Genomic DNA, 17,666 nt, shown 5'->3' on the forward strand with positions numbered 1-17,666 from the left:
CCTAGAAGTTCAGGCGCTTCTGGATCCGCCAGCGGGCGGCGAACCACCCGGCGACGGCCAGCGCGGCCAGGTAGGCGATGTGGGCGAACGGCGGCAGAGCCGGGGCGACGTCCGCGGTGGCGGCGCGGGCCAGTTCGGTTCCGTGCCAGAGGGGCGAGGCCCATACGAGCGGTTGGAGGAAGCCGGGCATCTCGCTGGCCGGGAAGAACACTCCGGAGAACAGGGAGATGGGCATGACGGCGAACCGGAAGATCATGTTGAGGTTCGCGTCGTTCTTCAGGCTCGAGGCCCAGAAGTGGAGCCAGGGCGCGAGCGAGGCCGAGACGAGCGCGGCGGCGATGACCGCGAACGCGGCCCACCAGGAGGTGGTGTAGACCCCGAAGAGCGCCAGGACGACGGCGACGATCGTGCAGTTGGTGAAGGGCCGGAACACGGCCGCGTAGGCGAGGTGCCCGTTGAGCATGTCGACGGGGCGCAGCGGGGTGGCGCGCTGCGCGAGGTAGCCGCCGCCCCAGTCGGCGTAGCCGCCGAAGACGGGGAAGACCATGTCGTTGCCGAGCATCATGACGGCGACCGAGCAGATCAGGCCGGGGGCGATGAACTCGGCGTAGGTCAGGCCGCCGACGGAGGACGAGTCGATATAGGCGCCGACGCCGATGCCGATCGAGACCATGTACAGGATCGGCAGGAGCACCGAGGTGAAGACGGTGCCGTGCCAGACGTGCTTGTACAGGGCCAGTTGGAGGTTGAAGGCGCGCCAGGCGGCCTGGGCCGCGGTGGGTGCGGTGCGGTCGACGCCGAGGGAGGCGCTCTCGGTGGAGGCGCTGTCGAGAGCGGTCACGCTTCGTCCTCCACGAGGGCGCGGCCGGTGAGGCGCAGGAAGACGTCCTCGAGGGTGGCGCGGCGGGCGAGGGTCGAGGTGGGATGGATGTCGCGGACCTCGAGCGCGCCGCTCGTGTCGTCGGCGTCGTCGGTGTAGACCAGGATCTTGTCCGGCAGGGCCTCGATCTGGGCGCCGATCCCGCTCAGGGTCAAGGCGAGTTCGGCGAGTTCGGTGGTGTGGGCGGCGCCGAAGCGCAGCTCGACGACCTCCTTGGTGACATGGGTGTCGATGAGCTCCCGGGGGGAGCCGGAGGCGATGATGCGGCCCTCGTCCATCACGACGAGCCGGTCGCAGAGCTGCTCGGCCTCGTCCATGTAGTGGGTGGTGAGGAGGATCGAGACGCCGCGCTGCTTGAGCTGGAACAGCCGTTCCCACACCAGGTGCCGGGCCTGCGGGTCGAGGCCGGTGGTGGGCTCGTCGAGGATCACGAGCTCGGGTTCGTTGATGAGCGAGCGGGCGATGGCGAGCCGCCGCTGCATACCGCCGGAGAGCTCGTTCACCTGGTCCTTGGAGCGGGAGGAGAGCTGCACGAACTCGAGCAGCTCGGCGGCCTTGGCCTTGGCGACCTTCTTCTTGATGCCGAAATAGCCGGCGTAGACGACGAGGTTCTCGAAGACGGTGAGCATGCCGTCGAGGGTGTTGTCCTGGGGTACGACGCCGAGTCGGGCGCGGATCTCGGCGCCCTGGGTGTGGGGGTCGCGGCCGAAGACCTCCAACTCCCCGCCGGTGGGCTGGGAGACGCAGCCGATCATCCGCATCGTGGTGGACTTCCCCGCCCCGTTCGCGCCGAGGAAGCCGAAGGCCTCGCCGCGCCGGATCTCGAAGTCCACGCCGCGCACGGCCTCGTGCTCGCCGTAGCTTTTTCGCAGGTCCTCGGCGCGCACCAGGATCTCGTTGTCATTTGGCATGGGGCAACCCTAAGCCCGGGGTCTGACAGACCGCAACGCATTTTGAAGCGAATCCTTCATAAATACCGGCCAGTAGGGGTAGTGCTTGCCCTACCCCGATTGACGGGTCAGCGGTAGTTACAAGTGGCTCCGCAGGAGGAAGGATGAAGGAGTCGAAGTTTCCCGACAGAACGGACCTTTCCATGACGCTCATCGCCGACAGGTCGCCGCAGGCCCCCGAGAAGCCGCGGACCGGCAGCGACTTCGCCGAGCTCGGCAAGCGGATCAACCAGGCCGGGCTCATGGCCCGCCGCCCCGCGTACTACGTGATCCGCTTCGCGCTCATGGCGGCCGTCTTCGTCGGCGGTTGGACGGCGTTCGCTCTGATCGGCGACTCCTGGCTCCAGATGTTCACGGCCGTGTTCATGGCCCTCGTGAGCACCCAGGTGGCGTTCCTCGGCCACGACCTCGCGCACCGCCAGGTCATCCGCAGCCGCGCCACCTCCGAGCGCATGGGCTGGTTCACCGGCAACCTCGCCAACGGCATGGGCTACGGCTGGTGGAACGACAAGCACAACCGCCACCACGCCAACCCCAACCACGAGGAGCTCGACCCCGACGTCTCCCCGGGACTCTTCGTCTGGTCGAAGCGTCAGGCCGGCTTCGCGCAGGGCATCACCACCTGGTTCGGCAAGTACCAGGCGCAGCTGTTCTTCCCCATCCTCACCCTCGAAGGCCTCAACCTCAACTGGTCGGGCATCAAATCGGTCCTCAAGCCGGGCCTGAAGAACCGCGGCTGGGAAGCCCTGTTCCTCGCGATCCACTGGGCCGCCTACCTCAGCGCCCTGTTCATCGTGCTCTCCCCCGGCAAGGCCGTCCTCTTCCTCTTGGTGCACAAGGCCGTGTGGGGCCTGTACATGGGCTCGGTCTTCGCGCCGAACCACAAGGGCATGCCGACCTTCGTCGGCGAGACCGAGCTTGACTTCCTCCGCAAGCAGGTGCTGACCTCCCGCAACGTCAAGGGCGGCTGGTTCACCAACTTCGCCCTCGGCGGCCTGAACTACCAGATCGAGCACCACCTCTTCCCGGCCATGCCCTCGGTGAACCTCGCCAAGGCGCAGCCGATCGTCGAAGAGTTCTGCGCGGAGAAGAACATCCCCTACCACGCGACCGGCCTGATCCAGTCCTGGCGGGAAGCCCTCGGCGAACTCCACGCCCACGGCGAGCCGCTGCGCAACCCGCAGTCCGCAAGCGCCGCATAAACGAACGAGAATCGGGCCCGGATCGCGATGCGATCCGGGCCCGATTGCTCTGCCGCCATGCCATCCAGCGATGAGCCAAGGTGGTTGGCGCAAGTCCAGCCGAAGTCAGGGCGCAAATACCAACTGCGTCGAGCTGGCGGTCAGCCCGTGGCGCAAGGCCTCCCGTAGCCAGGGCGCCGAGGACAGCGGTGTGTCGAGACCAGGTCCGCAGGTTCCGGCTTCCAGGTCCGGGACAGCGAGCTTGGCGAAGGCTCCCCGATCTTCGACCTGAAGACCGCCGACTTCACTGCGCTGCTGCATCAAGGGGGCCGTGTACAGACGGAGAGAACCTGGAGCGCAACGTAGTACAGCTCGTCCATTCCGGAGTGAACGCTCAGATCGCGCGGTCAGAGCGAAGCGACAGAACGGTGAGGATCAAATCCGGCGGTGATGCCGCCGTGCGGGCTGGTTGCCGGTCGCGGTCAAGCGATCAGCGACTGGAGCGGCGGGATTCGGGTGCGTTGCCGTCACTGAGGCCGGACTCGGGGTCCTGGCAGGAGTCGGTGCCCTCGCAGCGATAGCGGCTCGGGCCGGATACGGGACCCGGGCGGGACTTGGGGTCCTGGCCGCGCTAGGGCCCCGGCGGCGGTTCGCGGCGCACTGGGGCCCTCACCGCGTTTGAGGCCCCGGCCGGAATCGAGCCGTTGCCCCTGCAGCCGTTGCTGCTGTTGCTGCTGTTGCTGGAGCGGTGCGCTCGTGTCGCTGACGACGCCGGTGGCGGTGGTGGTGGCGCTGGTGGTGCGGGCCGGGGCGGTGGCCGTTCGGGTGCAGGTGGGCGCGGGGAACGGTCCGCGATCATGGTGGCTTTCGTTGTGCCGCTTTGGGGGCAGTGCCGCATACTGCATGGTCGTTTCACCTCCGCTCGTGGTCTCGTAGTCGATCCTCGTCTGGCCGCATTGTTCCTGCCGGGGCGGGTGCTGGTGCCTGCCGTCCCTGAGGAAGTGGTGCGGCCGCCCGGTGGATGCCGGTGGCGTGACGGGCTGATGCCGGGTGGATGCCGGGTGGATGCCGGTGGTGGCGGTTTCGCCTCCCAAGGCTGGCTTCCTGTTCCTCGGGTCCGTCCTGCAGGCGCGCGGGCTTGCGGGCGCGGCGCTGCCGGGACGGGGTGGTGCTCGCCATGGACGTGCTGGTGCTGCCCGGGCCGAGTCCTGTAATGCTCGGTCTGGCTTCGCCCCTCACGCTGACGGGTCTTGCTCGAATCGCGAGTGCCGTCGTGTACGGCATCGCCTGCTGGTTGGGGTGATCCCAACAAGGATCGTCCACCCAGTCACGGCCCATCGGGGGCGCGGACAGCTGCGGGCGATGGCACGGGGGTGAGATCGGACGCCTCCAGCGGAGGAGCACCCTGGCTTACCGGGTCGTCGCCTCGAAACAAGTCGGTTTGTCGGATCGGCCAGAGGCTTGTCGTAGTCTGCTTACACCTACCCCGACACCTGTACCAGTTTCCTGTCCCTGTACGTACCTCAATTGTCCCCCATACAGCCCCCGACTGTCATCACCCACAGGTGGAGAACCTCCTCATGTTCCCCACCCCACACCCAGCCTGATCGACTGCGTCCCAACCGAATCCGACCCGAGGCGCGCCACCCCGCCAGCCCCGCCACCCACCCCTCCGTCGCTGCCCGGTTTGACCGCAACCCGCACCCCGGCGGAAAGCCGCTGGACAACCGCCCAGCCAACTCACTCCGCGGCGACGAAGTAGCGCGGGCCCGCGGCGCAATAGTCCTCGACGCCTATCGCGGCGGTCTCGATCCCTGCAGTCGGCACGGCCAGGCAGAGGTTGCCCGTAGCCGTCCCGCCCGTGAACACCTCAGGCGCGTAAAAGAGGTCATCGGGGATGAACCCGCAGGCCTCGGTGTAAACGCTATCCTCGACGAAGACTCCGAACAGCAGGTCGGCCCAAGCGGTACTGGACTCCTCGCCCTGGTAGGTCGCATCGACCGTGAACATGAAGAACTGGTACCCCTCAGGCGGGGGCGTGTTGAACTCGTCGGCATCCAGCACCTGAGCAGTCGCGTCGGGCACCACGTCGCTGATGACCACGGTCCAGTTCCCGGTGGTGACCTCGCTGCCCGCCGGGAGCGGGGCGTTCGGGTCGGTCCCGTCCACGACCTGGTCCTTCGGCGCATCGCCCTGGCCGGGACCGCCTTCGCCCTCGTCCCCATCATCAGTCTCGGTCTCGGACCAGTAGTCCGTCGGCCAGTCCTCGATGATGTCCTCGGCCGCCTTGCCGACGGCGATCGTGACGATCACCGTGACGATCAGACCCAGTACGGCGAGGCCGATGCCGATGATCGACATCAGCCGGTGGGACTTGAAGATCCCGACGATGCCGAGCACGATGCCGGTCACGGCGAAGAGCCCGCCGATGAAGATCCCGGCAACGGGTATGAAGCCGAACAGCAGCGCCGCACCACCGAAGACGAGGGCCAGGATCGCGATGGTCTTCGATGGCGCTCCTGGACCACCCGCCGGCGGGCCGGGCGGCGGCGGGTAATACGGCGGCGGCCCCGGAGGCGCCTCATACGACGGCGGCTCGTTCGGCTCGTTCGGTTGGAACGGCCCGGGAGGCGCCTCATACGACGGCGGCTCGTTCGGTTCGTTCGGCTGGAACGGCCCGGGCGACGGTGAGGCAGGCGGCTGGGACATGGCTCCCCCTCCAGATGCGGCTGCCGAACACGCTGCGGTGGGACACTCGACCGTTGAACGACATGCCTATTACCTGCATCACAACACGAGAAGGAGAGGCTGTCTCGGATACCGCCCGGTTCCCGGACCGCGCGCCCGGGCCCTACTCGAACGCGTTGGCGGCCTGGTCCCGCAGGGACCGCACGTGCTGCTCCAGGCCCATGAGCTGGCCAAAGAGCCTCATGTACTCGTCCTTGTCAGTGCTGGGGTTGATGCGCTGGAGGCGGCGCTTCAGGTCGGCGACCTCGGCTTCGACCACTGGCCGCTGGATGCGGGCGAGGATGGTGCGCACGTAGAGGCCGTCCGGCTCCCCCGCGAGGCGCAACTCCTCCACCGCCAGCTCGCTCACCATGGCTCCGGCGGCGAGCTCGGTGCAGGCGTTCTGGACCGCGGCGATCCAGTTCGGGCCCGCGGCCGCCTTCGCGGCACCACCGGCGGCGGCGATGGCCTCGCGCACCGCCCGGTAGTTCGGGTCGGTGTACGGCGTGGCGTCGACCGCGTCGAAGTAGGGACCGGCGATCTGCGGCTGCTGGAGGGCGACCTTCAGGACCTCGCGCTGCGCACGCAACTGCGTGGAGTCGGCGCGAGGCTCGCGCCTGGGACCTGCGGGAGCCTCCGGCTGCTGACCGGTGGCCGCACCCTGGACGGCGCGGCGCAGTTCGGCCTTCTCCTTGCCGAGGCGCCCTGCGTAGACGCCGATGTACTCCTCGACCAGCCCGCGGTCCTTGACCCGGGCCAAGAGGGGTGCGATGGCGCGCGTGGCGTGCAGGCGGCCCTCGGCCGTGTCCAAATCATGCTTGACGATCGCGCGTTCGAGGGCGAACTGGACGAGAGGCGTGTGCCGCTCGATGAGCTCGCGCACGGCCGCGTCGCCCGCGCTCTGGCGCAGCTCGCACGGGTCCTGCCCGCCGGGGGTGACCGCGATGTACGTCTGCGAGACGAAGCGCTGCTCCTCGTCGAAGGCCTTGAGCGCCGCGCGCTGCCCGGCCTCGTCGCCGTCGAAGGTGAAGATGATGCGGCCATCGGCCGACTCGGAGTCGAACAGGAAGCGCCGCAGGATGCGGATGTGCTCGGGCCCGAACGCGGTGCCGCAGGTGGCGACGGCCATGGGGACGCCCGCGAGGTGGCAGGCCATGACGTCGGTGTAGCCCTCGACGATGACGACCCGGCCGGTCTTGGCGATCTCCTTGCGGGCCAGGTCGATCCCGTAGAGCACCTGAGACTTCTTGTACAGCGGCGTCTCGGGCGTGTTGAGGTACTTGGGACCCTGGTCGTCGTCGAAGAGCTTGCGGGCGCCGAAGCCGATGACCGAGCCGGACGAGTCCCGGATGGGCCAGACGAGTCGGCGGCGGAAGCGGTCGATGAGGTTGCCGGTGCGCGAAGGCTTGGCGAGGCCGGCCGTGTTCAGCTCCTCGGCGGTGAAACCCTTGGCGCGCAAGTGCTTCGCGAGGGCGTCCCAGGAGTCGGGGGCGTAGCCGCAGCCGAACGTGGCGGCCGCGTCGCGGTCGAAGCCGCGGGCGGTGAGGAACTGGCGGGCGGTCAGCGCTTCGGGGCTGAGCAGCTGCTTGGTGTAGAACTCCGCGGCGGCGGTGTGGGCGTCGAGCAGGCGCTGCTTGAGGCCGGGTGCTCCCGAGGGGCCGCGCTGCACGCGGCCGTCGACGTCCTCGTAGGTGAGCTTGAGGCCGGCGCGGGCGGCCAGGCGCTCGACCGCCTCGACGAAGGTGAGGCCGTCGAGCTCGGTGAGGAACGTGATGGCGTCACCGCCGACGCCGCAGCCGAAGCAGTGGTAGACGCCCCGCGCGGGCGTGACGTTGAAACTCGGTGAGCGCTCGTCGTGGAACGGGCACAGGCCCTTGAGATTGCCGCCACCGGCGTTGCGCAGGGTGACGCGCTCGCCGATGACATCGGCGATATCCACGCGCTCGCGCACCAGCTGGATATCGGCGTCCCGGATTCGCCCCGCCACTGTTCACCTCTTTTCGCTGCTCCACCATTCTGCCTGGTCCCCCTGACAACCCGCTCGCAGACGCCGCCGGGTGTGAGCCCCGAAGTCGATCGGCCCGCCGGGGACCCGAGCGCTCGGTAGTCTCCCGACCTCGGAAAGAAACCGCCGGTGAGGGATCGGCCACCATGGACGCGTCGCGAAGGTCACGTCACGACGCCGCCTCGCGGAAACCGTTGGCGCAGATCAGGACCCGTACGACGGCCCGCTGTACCATGGTTCTCGTTAGCACCTTTCCCGACCACGCCTCACGCGAGCGCGGTCCGATCCGCTAGAGTCGCCTATCATGCCGGACCCATCGCCCGAGCAGCCGCCCTCCTGGCCTCCCACCAGTGAACCGGCGGCCACACCCACCAATCCGCCCCGGATCACCGCGCGCGGAGTGGGCCACCTGCCTTCCACCGCGCCGGACCCCGACACCCCGGACGACGAGCAGTCGGCGGCCGACCGGTTCCTGCGTCCCCCGCAGAGCGGAGGCCTCTTCGCCGCGTCGCCGCAGCAGCAGGCCGGACCGTTCGAAGAGCTCGACCCCGAGGCACGCCGCAGCGAATGGGGCGCGTTCGACGACGCGACCCCGGAGGTGCCGCAGCAGCCGGGACCGCAGCGCGGGAACCCGCCGTACGGCGAGACGCCGTTCGGGGGCGCGCAGCGCCAGGCACCGCAGGCCGGCGCTCCGGACCAGTCGGACCACCGGGACGCGGGCTACCAGGACCCGGCGCGGCAAGCGCCTGCGCCGCAAGGCGACTGGGGCTCCACCGACGACGCACCCGACTGGCCGCCGAAATCGAGCCAGGACTGGATGCACCAGCAGTCGCAGACCGGCTGGGGCCTCTCGAGCGGCGGCGCCGCCTGGACTGCCGCGGGCGAGCCCCCGCCGGCCGCGACGGCCCCCGCCCCGGAGCAGCAGTACTTCCCCGAGCGGAACGCCGCACCCCAGGCCCCGGGGTTCGACCCGCCGACCTACGACGCGCCGCGCCAGCCCGCCCAAGAGGGCGGCAGCCTCGAGTTCCCCGAGCTGCGCTCCGACCCGTACGAGGCGGACGTCTACGGCCACAACCAGTACCGCGGCGAAGCCGGCGGTCAGGACCTCTACCAGTCCGACCCGTACCAGGCCGACCGGATCCAAGCCGAGGCCCAGCAGGCCCGCGAGGAATATCAGTCCCAACAGCAGCAGGGCGAGCCGTTCCCGCCAGTGCCGCAGCAGGGCTCCTACGGGGAGCAGCGCAGCGGCGCGGCGTACGGCTCGGGCGCCGACGCGTTCGGGTCCGCTCCCGAACCGCAACAGCAGCAATCGGACCCGTACGCCGCGCAGCAGGACGGCTTCCCCGCCGCGCCGCAGTCCGCGTACGGCGGTGCGGCACCCTACAGCGACCAGCAGTTCCCCGAGTCGGCGTACGCCGACCAGGGAACGCGGCAAGCACCGGCACCCGAAGCCGTTCCCGCGCAGCGCACCGGCGAAGCGACCGAGCAGCCCGAGGCCCCGGCCGAGCCCGCACCGAGCAACGCGCGCGTCGCCCCGCCGACGCACCGCGGCGTCCGCTACGCCATCTACGGCATCGGCGGCCTCATCACCCTGGGCCTCATCATCGGCATCGTCCTCATGCTCGGCGCCGAACCGCCGCGTGAACCGACCGAACCGGGCGACGGCGAAGGCGACGCCTCGGGCGAGACCGGCGGCGCTGAGGCCCTCTCCCCCGAGCGGTACACCGAGCTCGCCGCCGCCGCGGGCACCGCCGAATGGTTCACCTGGCGCTACGGCGAAGCGGGCGAGAACGGCGCCGAAGAGCTCGCGGCCGCGAGCGGCGACGTCCTCGCCGGCGAACCGCTGTTCGGCGACGCCGACCGCAGCATCCAGGGCCAGCTCGGCTACCTCACCGACGAATCCGGGCTCACCGGCATCGACCACGTCACCGTCGTCGAATCGACCGACGCCTCGCTCGGCCTCACGCCCCGCGCGGGCGGACGCTTCACCGACGAGGGCCGACCCGAACTCGAACTGCAGGAAGGCGCGACCGCCGACTGCGTCGCCGGGCTCGGCGGCGAACTCGGCAAGCCCGTGGCCCTCGCACGGCCCGAGCAGAGCGCCGAGGTCAACGCGCACTCCGTGATCGCGTTCTCGTCCGGCATCATCGCCACCGCGGGCATCAGCGGCGCGCAGGGCGGCACCTGCCTCCAGCTGCCGGACGGGCAGGTCCCGACGGACGTGGCGCTCACCGACGGCAACGAGCTCGCGCTCGTGACCACGTGGACGCCCGAGACGCAGACCGGTTCGCTCGTCGTGATCGCCTTGGGCGACAAGAAGGGCTCGTACCAGTCCAGCTGGTCGCAGTCCTACCCCGGCCTGCCGAACCCGGGGCACTTCGGCAGCGCCGCGATCGTGGGCACCGTCGAACTCCCGTTCACCGCACCGACCTCGGTCGACGCCTGGTCGAACTCGGGCGGCTCGCTCAGCGCCGCACGCAGCGACGTCGAAGGCGGGGCCGGACGCGACCAGGTCGCGACCGCCGGTTACGCGATCGTGGGCGACTTGAGCGCCGGCCAGGTCGCGGTCGTCGACCTCGCCTCGACGCTCGAAGGCCTTGCGGCACAGCACTACGACGGCACCGAGTTCGCGTTCGACGCGACCGCCGGGGAAGCGACCGGCTTCGACGGCGGCGTCGCCGACGTGGCCGCGACCGAGGACGCCTCGGCTGTCGCGACCGCCGACGGCACCGTGCACGAACTCGACGGCTCCCTCAAGGAGACCGCCGCGACCGAGGTCGGCGCGAACCCGACCTGCCTGGTCGTGGGCGCCCAGAGCGGCGCGTTCATCGCGACCAGCCGCGGCGAGGCCACCATCAGCTGGGTCTCGGGCGGCGAAGTGACGAAGGAACTCGCCGACTCGCGCATGGCCGACCCGATCTGCGCCTCAGAGACGCCCGCGCTCAACGCGAAGGGCTACGACGGGACCGCAGCGGTGGTCCTGGTCTCGGACTTCACGGGCCAGAAGCTCCACTCGTACCTCGACGGTCAGGCCACCATCCCCGGCGGCGGCACCGTCGGCGGCGACGGGTTCTCCTACGCCGGGGCCTACGAGGTCGCCGGCAACCCTTGGGGCGCCTCGGTGACCGTGGACCTCGAATAAGACGACGACCCGATCGAGGGCCGCCCGGCGCACCGCCGGGCGGCCCTCGTCATATCGGTTACCTTGTGCTGATACGACTCTCACAGACGGGCAGGTCATGGACGGCTACGGATGGAACCTCGCGCTGGTGGGCGTGCTGGTGCTGCTGAACGCGCTCTTCGCGGGCAGCGAGATGGCGCTGGTGTCCCTGCGCGAGGGCCAGCTGCGCACGCTCGAGCGCGAGCAGGGCAAGGGCGCGCGCACCCTCGTGCGCCTCGCTCGCGACCCGAACCGGTTCCTCGCCACGATCCAGATCGGCATCACCCTCGCCGGGTTCCTGGCCTCGGCGACGGCGGCCGTGTCGCTGGCCGAACCGATCGCGCCCCTGCTGAGCTTCCTCGGCGGAGCGGCCGACGCGGTGGCGGTCGGCCTGGTCACGGTGGTGCTCACGTTCTTCACGCTGGTGTTCGGCGAGCTCGCCCCGAAGCGGCTGGCGATGCAGTACGCGCTGCCGTGGTCGCTGATGGCGGCCAAGCCGCTCGACTTCCTCTCGGCCGCGGCGCGCCCGGTGGTGTGGCTGCTCAGCAAGTCCACCAACCTGGTGGTGCGGGTCTTCGGCGGCGGCAACGAGACCGACGGCGAGCAGATGAGCCCTTCCGAGCTCCGGGAACTCGTGTCCGGGCAGCGGGCCCTGAACCCCGAGCAGCGGGAGATCATCGTCGGCGCCTTGGAGATCCACGCCAGGCGGCTGCGCGAGGTGCTGGTCCCGCGCCGCGCCGTGTTGCAGTTGCCGTCCGATATGGACGTCGCGGAGGCGCGGTCGGCGCTCGCGGCCGCGGGTCACTCGCGGGCGCCGGTCACGGGCGAGACCGGCCTGGACGACGTGCTCGGCGTCGTGCACCTGCGCGACCTCCTCGACGACTCGACGAACCTGGTCGCGGCGATGCGCCCGGTCGTGGTGTTCCCCGATTCGCTGCGGGTCTCCGAGGCGCTGCGGCGTTTCAAGACCGACCACGAGCAGTTCGCGGTGGTCGTCGACGAGCACGGCGGCATCGACGGCATCGTGACCCTCGAAGACCTCCTCGAGGAGTTCGTGGGCGAGATCTACGACGAGACCGACCGCGACGTGATGGGCGTGCAGCACCGCGCCGACGGCGAGATGACCGTGCCCGGGACCTTCCCGATCCACGACCTGGAAGACCTCGGCATCGAGCTGATCGACCCGCCGGAAGGGAGCTTCACCACGGTCGCGGGCCTCATGCTGGCGCGCCTCGGGCGGCTCCCGGAGGTCCCGGGCGACAAAGTACGCGTCTCGGGCTGGGAATTCGAGGTCGCCGAGGTCGAGCAGCACGCGATCACGTCCGTGCGGATCCGCCGCCTGGCGGCCGAGGACTGAGGTGCGGCGCGTCACCGGGCGGGGCGGCGGGGCCGGACCGCTGGAATAATGGACCGGTGACGAAGCAGCTCGCGCTCGCAGGCGCCCCGGTCGACCCGCCGGTGGTGCTGGCACCCATGGCCGGGATCACGAACCTTCCGTTCCGCAAGCTCTGCAGAGAGCAGGGCGCGGGGATCTACGTGTGCGAGATGATCACGACCGTGGCGCTCACCGAGCGCAACCCCAAGACCATGCGGCTGATCGAGTTCGATCCCGAGGAGACGACCCGCAGCCTGCAGCTCTACGGCGTCGACCCGGCCGGGATGCGCAAGGCCGTGCGGATGGTCGCGGACGAGGACCTCGCCGACCACATCGACCTCAACTTCGGCTGCCCCGTCCCGAAGGTGACCCGGCGGGGCGGCGGCTCGGCGCTGCCGTGGAAGCGGAAGCTGTTCCGCGAGATCGTGACCGCGGCGGTCGACGCCGCCGGGGGCATCCCCGTCACCGTGAAGATGCGCAAGGGCATCGACGATGACCACCTGACCTACCTCGAAGCGGGCAAGATCGCCCAGGACGCGGGCGTCGCGTGGGTGGCGCTGCACGGACGCACCGCGGCCGAGCGGTACTCGGGCACCGCCGACTGGGACGCGATCGCGACGCTGAAAGCGCACCTGGATCTGCCGGTGCTGGGCAACGGGGACATCTGGGAGGCCGACGACGCGCTGCGCATGGTCGAGCAGACCGGCTGCGACGGCGTCGTGGTCGGCCGCGGCTGCCTCGGCAGGCCTTGGCTGTTCGGCGACCTGGAAGCGGCCTTCAACGGCCGTGAGCGGCGCATCATGCCTTCTCTCGGGGAGGTCGCGAAGGTCATGTACCGGCACGCGGAGCTGCTGGTCGAGTGGATCGCGGGCGCCGAATCGTACGAGGCCCGGCGGAACATCGACGCCGAGGAGCACGGCTGCCGCGAGTTCCGCAAGCACGTGGCCTGGTACCTCAAGGGCTTCCCGGTCGGCGGCGAGCTGCGCCGCGAGCTCTCGATGGTCTCCCACCTGAACGAGCTCGAAGACCTCCTCGGCAAGCTCGACGCCGCCGCGCCGTTCCCCGAGTCGACCATCGGCAAGCCGCGCGGCCGCACCAACAGCCCAGGCAAGGTGACCCTCCCGGACGGCTGGCTCGACAACCGCGACGACCTCACCGTCCCCGAAGGCGCCGAGATCGACTCCTCAGGCGGCTGAGTCCGGCTTCGCCGCCTGGCGGGCACCGGCCCGAATCTCGCGGCGTCAGTTTCGGCGGCGATCGGTTCGGGGAGGGTGAACGTCTTCCCGAAGGCGTACGTGGTGACCTCGGCACAGGAGCCACTGGTCTGGGGATCCGTGCTGATGGGACCGCGTGCGCCCGGTCCGGGCATCGAAAAGGGGGACCTCCGGTGCCGGGAGGTCCCCCTTTCGTCTTGCGCCCCTGCTACTCGGCGGGGGCCGTCTTGCCGTACTTCTTGTAGAACTTGGCGACTCGGCCCTCGTCGTCCAGAACACGGCTCTTGCCGGTCCAGAACGGGTGCGAGGCCGAGGAGATCTGGACGTCGATCACCGGGTAGGTCTTGCCGTCCTCCCACTCGACGGTCTCGGCCGAACCGACCGTGGACCGAGTGAGGAAGGCGAAGTCCGCGGCGCGGTCGCGGAAGACGACGTAGTCGTACTTCGGGTGAATACCTTGCTTCATTCCTGGTTCCTCTCCTTGCTTTCGAAACAACCCTCGAAGGGGTCGGGGTATTCCCGCCATGCGGCGACGCCTTCGGCGACTTCGTCGTCGGTGAGGAGGCACGCGTCGAGCACGGCGGCGATCTCGTCGGCCTCGAAGTGGATACCCACGAACGCCAGCTGAATCTCGCGGTCGCCGAAGTCGGCGTCCCAGTGCAGATCGGCGTTGACGCGCCGTTCGGGACTCGACTCCTCCCACTTCTCATCGGGGGTGGCCGCGAGCCACAGCCCCATGTCCCCCATCGAGACGCCGCCGCCGCTGGACTCCCAGGCCACGACGGTGTCGGGCTGCCCGGCGAGCCACAGGTGGCCGCGACCGCGCAGGGTCCGGCCGGCGAGGGTCGGGAGGGCCTGGTGGAAGCGCTCGGGGTGGAAAGGCCGGCGGGCGCGGAAGACGGAGGCGACGACGCCGCAGTCGGGTTCGGGCTCATGGGCTCCCACGGCGTAGCCCTCGAGGCCGCGGCCGTGCGGTTCGGGCGCTTCGGGGTCGAAGCGGCCGCTGCGGCGGATGCGGGCGGAGAGCCAGGCCGGTTCCGAGACGTCCAGGACGAGGTGGCGGGCCCAGGGGTTGAGGCGCTGGAGCAGGACGGCGAGGCGGGTGTGCTCGTAGTCGAGTTCGGAGTCGGGCGCCCAGAGGAGCACGGTGTCGGCGAATTCGATCTGGCGTGCGGCGACTTCGGAGACGGACCGGGTGTCGTCGTCGGCGGCCTGCAGTTTGCGGTCGGCGAGGTCCTGGTCGGAGTCGAGGGTCTCGAGGAGGCTGCCGGGGTCGCAGACGGCGACGACGGAGTCGATGCGGATGACCTCGGAGACGGGTTCGCCGTCGACATGGCACCAGCCGCAGGCGGTGGTGACGGACTCGGGCTCCATGGAGGGCGGGAGGAGGAGGGCGAGGTCGCTGGCGGGCCGGGAGCGGGCGAGGCGCACGAGGGCGGGGAGCAGGTCTTCGCGGATCGTGCAGTTGATGCAGCCGTGTTCGAGGGTCACGCGCTCGTCTTCGAGGTCCCCTCTCCCGTCGCGCACGATGCGGCGGACGGTGCCGGTGTCGAGGAGTTCGGCGAGGTCGTAGGTGACGACGAGGAGGCTCGGGTCGGCGAGGGTGAGCAGGTCGGCGGCCTCGCGGGTCGCCTTGGGGGCGAAGCCGGTCAGGAGTGTCAGCGCCGGTCGCAGGTCGGCCGGTGCGACTGAGGCACGGCCTCGGCGAGGCTCGCGCGCCGTGAATCGACTCGGTTGGGCGTCCTGGCTCATGAGGCCTCCGATCTATTTGAAAACGATTGTCATTATACTGGTCCTCGCGAGAGGAGGACCACCGTGTCCAGAACATGCGAGGTGACCGGCGCCGGACCCGGCTTCGGCAACAACGTGCCGTGGTCGAAGCACAAGACCCGGCGAAAATGGAACGTCAACCTGCAGAACAAGCGGTACTACCTGCCCAGCGAGGGCAGGCACGTGCGACTCCGGGTGTCCGCCAAGGGCATCAAGGTGATCGACCGCGATGGGATCGAGGCCGTCGTGGCGCGGCTGCGGGCCGAGGGGAAGAAGGTCTGAGATGGCGAGCAAGAGCACCGACATCCGGCCCGTGATCAAGCTGCGGTCGACCGCGGGGACCGGCTACACGTACGTGACCCGCAAGAACCGCCGCAACGACCCGGACCGCCTGGTCCTCAAGAAGTACGACCCGGTCGTGCGCAAGCACGTGGAATTCAGGGAGGACCGGTAATGGCCAAGAAGAGCATGATCGCCAAGCAGCACAAGCGCGAGGCCCTCGTCGAGCGCCACCGCGAGCAGCGCGCCGAGCTGAAGCGGCTGATCGCGCACCCGGACACCGATGCCGAGGCGCGGGCGGCGGCCGTGGTGAAGCTCCAGAAGCTGCCGCGCGACTCCTCGGCCACCCGGCTGCGCAACCGGGACGCCGTTGACGGCCGCCCGCGCGGGTTCAACCGGAAGTTCGGACTGTCGCGTGTCCGACTCAGGGAGATGGCGCACCGTGGCGAATTGCCCGGTTTGCGCAAGGCTTCCTGGTAGTAATTCGCCACACATCGGTCAAACACCGCAGCTGGTCGGCGCCCTCTTGCGACTCCATGGAATGAAAGCGTTATACGCCTGTCGCAAGAGGGCGCTATCGTGGGCGTTGCGAGTCCGTTGTGAGGCTGCTCTCAAGCCCGGAACCATGTGAGCTCCTCCTGCGTTTGACTCGAAGAACGAAGGAGCGGCTCAGCGAGGTCTGCGAGCCGTACATGAGTGGAGAAGCGATGGCCCAGCAATTGGAGACCGCCCCCGCCGAGACCGGTGAGCCCGAACCGCTCGCCGAGCCCGCCGCCGACGTGCCCGCCAGCCCCGCCGCCCTGTGGGCGTCGGAGAGCAAGGCGAACTACTCCATCACGCACACCGAGAAGGTCGAACACGACTGGATCGACTGCGGCTGCGTCATCCACAGCGAATGACCCGCGGCGCCGCTACGCGTCGACCTCGATGACGGCGCGGCAGCGGTCCTCGTACATGCCGTCACCGGCGTGGATCGAGAAGCCGGCCTCGAAGTCGAAGGCCGCATAGAGCCCGCTCACCCAGACGAGGCAGCTCACCAGCGCCTCGCGAGTCTCGCCGTCCTCGGTGATCTCCACCTGCGCCCGCGCCTCCCCCGGCAGGGAGGAGTCGAGGCGGAAGCCCAGGCCGTGCTCGTACCAGAGCCGCTCCGCGCGCGCCTCGGGATAGGCCGTGACCTCCCAGTGGGTGCCGGGAGCGAGCGCGAGGTCGCGGTTCGGGTCGTGCGGGAACGCGAACGGGCAGGCTTCCGCCGCGGGATCGGCGGCGCAGTCGTCGAGGAACGCCTGCAGGGCCGCGTTCACCTCGTCCTCGCCTTCCTGGGAGACCAGCAGCCAGGGCGAGGGCATCCAGTCGTCGACGACGCCGGCCTCGGGCGAGAGGAACTTGTCTCCGAGCACCAGCATCGAGCCCTCGGTCTCGAACTCCATCGTGGACGGCATATCGGGGTAGAACTCGTAGTAGCCGGGCAGGAGCATGATGTATTCCGGTTCGGCCTGCAGGTCGATGGGAATCTCGACGCCGTTGAGGTCGAGGTGGTCGAACGAGCCCCAGGCTTCGGTCTCGTTGAGCGCACCCGTGATCTCCGCGTCGCCGTGGTCGATCGTCACGTGGTACCGGTGCCCGATACGGGAGCCGTCGGGGCCCTCGATCTCGGCGTACACCTCGGCCGTGGCGATGCCGTCGCCGTCGTCGGTGTACTCGACCTGCGCGACTTCGGTGATCTCCCAACGGGAGTCGAGCGCCTCGGGCACCAGGAACGCGCCTTCGGCGTCCTCCTGGTCGGTGTAGGCGAGCGCGGCCTCCACATCGCCGTCGCGGACCGCTTCGAGGAAGGCGGCGACAGTGGACTCGGCGAGCGGCCGGTGCAGCGGGGACCACTTGACGACCGTGATGACGGCGGCGGCCAGCGCGATGGCGATGGCCGCGTATGCCAAGGCGGCGTTGGGGATCCGCGGGAATCGGCGGGTCGGCGACGGGCGGGTTCGGAGGCCGGCCCGGGTTCGCCGACGGCGCCCAGGTCGATCATGTGCTCCTCGCCCCACCGCTGCGGGGAGGCGGATTCGGACACCCTCGCTCCTGTGACTCGACTGCTACCGTTGCTTTGGAAGTGTAGCGGTCTCGGCTA

Annotated in this window: 16 protein-coding genes; 9 read left to right on the top strand and 7 right to left on the bottom strand. The window is 69.7% G+C overall.

Annotated features, from left to right (window positions below):
- Position 1 precedes the first annotated feature (1 nt).
- Positions 2-841: an ABC transporter permease gene (locus JHY01_RS13755; protein WP_205326220.1), complete on the bottom strand. Its 840-nt coding sequence runs from the start codon at positions 839-841 to the stop codon at positions 2-4.
- Positions 838-1,791 (bottom strand): ABC transporter ATP-binding protein, encoded by a 954-nt coding sequence (locus JHY01_RS13760; RefSeq protein ID WP_205326221.1) that lies wholly within the window; start codon positions 1,789-1,791, stop codon positions 838-840. The genes JHY01_RS13755 and JHY01_RS13760 overlap by 4 nt, the downstream gene beginning before the upstream one ends.
- Positions 1,792-1,973: 182 nt before the next feature.
- Between JHY01_RS13760 and JHY01_RS13765 the strand changes: the two genes are divergently transcribed.
- Positions 1,974-3,032 (top strand): acyl-CoA desaturase, encoded by a 1,059-nt coding sequence (locus JHY01_RS13765; RefSeq protein ID WP_205326222.1) that lies wholly within the window; start codon positions 1,974-1,976, stop codon positions 3,030-3,032.
- 70 nt (positions 3,033-3,102) lie between these two features.
- Entirely contained in the window at positions 3,103-3,303 is a 201-nt protein-coding gene (locus JHY01_RS28140; protein ID WP_374199530.1) for a DUF397 domain-containing protein, read from the top strand.
- 1,448 nt (positions 3,304-4,751) lie between these two features.
- Here JHY01_RS28140 and JHY01_RS13780 read toward each other — a convergent pair.
- Positions 4,752-5,720, bottom strand: coding sequence for a DUF4190 domain-containing protein (locus JHY01_RS13780; protein WP_205326223.1), 969 nt, complete (start codon positions 5,718-5,720; stop codon positions 4,752-4,754).
- A gap of 142 nt (positions 5,721-5,862) precedes the next feature.
- Positions 5,863-7,725 (bottom strand): DNA primase, encoded by a 1,863-nt coding sequence (gene dnaG / locus JHY01_RS13785; protein ID WP_205326224.1) that lies wholly within the window; start codon positions 7,723-7,725, stop codon positions 5,863-5,865.
- Positions 7,726-8,047: 322 nt separating this feature from the next.
- Here dnaG and JHY01_RS13790 point away from each other — a divergent pair, with 322 nt between their 5' ends.
- From JHY01_RS13790 to dusB, 3 genes are all read left to right on the top strand, one after another.
- Positions 8,048-10,885: a hypothetical protein gene (locus JHY01_RS13790; RefSeq protein ID WP_205326225.1), complete on the top strand. Its 2,838-nt coding sequence runs from the start codon at positions 8,048-8,050 to the stop codon at positions 10,883-10,885.
- A 97-nt stretch (positions 10,886-10,982) separates the two neighbouring features.
- The gene (locus tag JHY01_RS13795) at positions 10,983-12,260 is read left to right on the top strand and encodes a hemolysin family protein (protein WP_205326226.1); all 1,278 of its coding nucleotides are present in this window, start codon (positions 10,983-10,985) and stop codon (positions 12,258-12,260) included.
- Positions 12,261-12,316: 56 nt separating this feature from the next.
- Positions 12,317-13,474 (top strand): tRNA dihydrouridine synthase DusB, encoded by a 1,158-nt coding sequence (gene dusB, locus JHY01_RS13800; protein ID WP_307814436.1) that lies wholly within the window; start codon positions 12,317-12,319, stop codon positions 13,472-13,474.
- A 226-nt stretch (positions 13,475-13,700) separates the two neighbouring features.
- Here the strand turns inward: dusB and JHY01_RS13805 are convergent, their stop codons facing one another.
- Both JHY01_RS13805 and JHY01_RS13810 read right to left on the bottom strand, forming a co-directional pair.
- On the bottom strand, positions 13,701-13,958 hold the full coding sequence (locus JHY01_RS13805) for a type B 50S ribosomal protein L31 (RefSeq protein ID WP_205326227.1): 258 nt from the start codon (positions 13,956-13,958) through the stop codon (positions 13,701-13,703).
- A complete protein-coding gene (locus tag JHY01_RS13810; RefSeq protein WP_205326228.1) occupies positions 13,955-15,244 on the bottom strand; it encodes a GTP-binding protein in 1,290 nt (429 codons plus the stop codon). The genes JHY01_RS13805 and JHY01_RS13810 overlap by 4 nt, the downstream gene beginning before the upstream one ends.
- 63 nt (positions 15,245-15,307) lie before the next feature.
- Between JHY01_RS13810 and rpmB the strand changes: the two genes are divergently transcribed.
- From rpmB to JHY01_RS13830, 4 genes are all read left to right on the top strand, one after another.
- The gene (rpmB, locus tag JHY01_RS13815) at positions 15,308-15,544 is read left to right on the top strand and encodes a 50S ribosomal protein L28 (protein ID WP_205326229.1); all 237 of its coding nucleotides are present in this window, start codon (positions 15,308-15,310) and stop codon (positions 15,542-15,544) included.
- Between the two features lies 1 nt (position 15,545).
- The gene (rpmG, locus tag JHY01_RS13820) at positions 15,546-15,716 is read left to right on the top strand and encodes a 50S ribosomal protein L33 (protein ID WP_205326230.1); all 171 of its coding nucleotides are present in this window, start codon (positions 15,546-15,548) and stop codon (positions 15,714-15,716) included.
- Positions 15,716-16,021 carry a 30S ribosomal protein S14 gene (rpsN, locus tag JHY01_RS13825; RefSeq protein ID WP_205326231.1) on the top strand — a complete coding sequence of 102 codons (306 nt, stop codon included), beginning with the start codon at positions 15,716-15,718 and terminating at the stop codon, positions 16,019-16,021. The genes rpmG and rpsN overlap by 1 nt, the downstream gene beginning before the upstream one ends.
- A gap of 227 nt (positions 16,022-16,248) precedes the next feature.
- Complete coding sequence (locus JHY01_RS13830) at positions 16,249-16,440, top strand: hypothetical protein (protein WP_205326232.1); 192 nt, start codon at positions 16,249-16,251, stop codon at positions 16,438-16,440.
- 12 nt (positions 16,441-16,452) lie between these two features.
- On the opposite strand, the gene JHY01_RS13835 is transcribed toward JHY01_RS13830, so the two are convergent.
- Positions 16,453-17,475, bottom strand: a complete 1,023-nt coding sequence (locus tag JHY01_RS13835) for a hypothetical protein (protein WP_205326233.1) — start codon at positions 17,473-17,475, stop codon at positions 16,453-16,455.
- Between the last annotated feature and the right edge of the window lie 191 nt (positions 17,476-17,666).

This window comes from Glycomyces sp. YM15, from assembly GCF_016918015.1.
GTDB lineage: Bacteria > Actinomycetota > Actinomycetes > Mycobacteriales > Micromonosporaceae > Glycomyces.

What these genes read in the sequence shown, in the direction of transcription:
- JHY01_RS13760 (WP_205326221.1), bottom strand. Translation starts at nt 1,791, where the DNA reads ATGCCAAATGACAACGAGATCCTGGTGCGCGCCGAGGACCTGCGAAAA.
- JHY01_RS13765 (WP_205326222.1), top strand. Translation starts at nt 1,974, where the DNA reads ATGACGCTCATCGCCGACAGGTCGCCGCAGGCCCCCGAGAAGCCGCGG.
- JHY01_RS28140 (WP_374199530.1), top strand. Translation starts at nt 3,103, where the DNA reads ATGAGCCAAGGTGGTTGGCGCAAGTCCAGCCGAAGTCAGGGCGCAAAT.
- JHY01_RS13780 (WP_205326223.1), bottom strand. Translation starts at nt 5,720, where the DNA reads ATGTCCCAGCCGCCTGCCTCACCGTCGCCCGGGCCGTTCCAGCCGAAC.
- JHY01_RS13790 (WP_205326225.1), top strand. Translation starts at nt 8,048, where the DNA reads ATGCCGGACCCATCGCCCGAGCAGCCGCCCTCCTGGCCTCCCACCAGT.
- JHY01_RS13795 (WP_205326226.1), top strand. Translation starts at nt 10,983, where the DNA reads ATGGACGGCTACGGATGGAACCTCGCGCTGGTGGGCGTGCTGGTGCTG.
- JHY01_RS13805 (WP_205326227.1), bottom strand. Translation starts at nt 13,958, where the DNA reads ATGAAGCAAGGTATTCACCCGAAGTACGACTACGTCGTCTTCCGCGAC.
- JHY01_RS13810 (WP_205326228.1), bottom strand. Translation starts at nt 15,244, where the DNA reads ATGAGCCAGGACGCCCAACCGAGTCGATTCACGGCGCGCGAGCCTCGC.
- rpmG (WP_205326230.1), top strand. Translation starts at nt 15,546, where the DNA reads ATGGCGAGCAAGAGCACCGACATCCGGCCCGTGATCAAGCTGCGGTCG.
- rpsN (WP_205326231.1), top strand. Translation starts at nt 15,716, where the DNA reads ATGGCCAAGAAGAGCATGATCGCCAAGCAGCACAAGCGCGAGGCCCTC.
- JHY01_RS13830 (WP_205326232.1), top strand. Translation starts at nt 16,249, where the DNA reads ATGGCCCAGCAATTGGAGACCGCCCCCGCCGAGACCGGTGAGCCCGAA.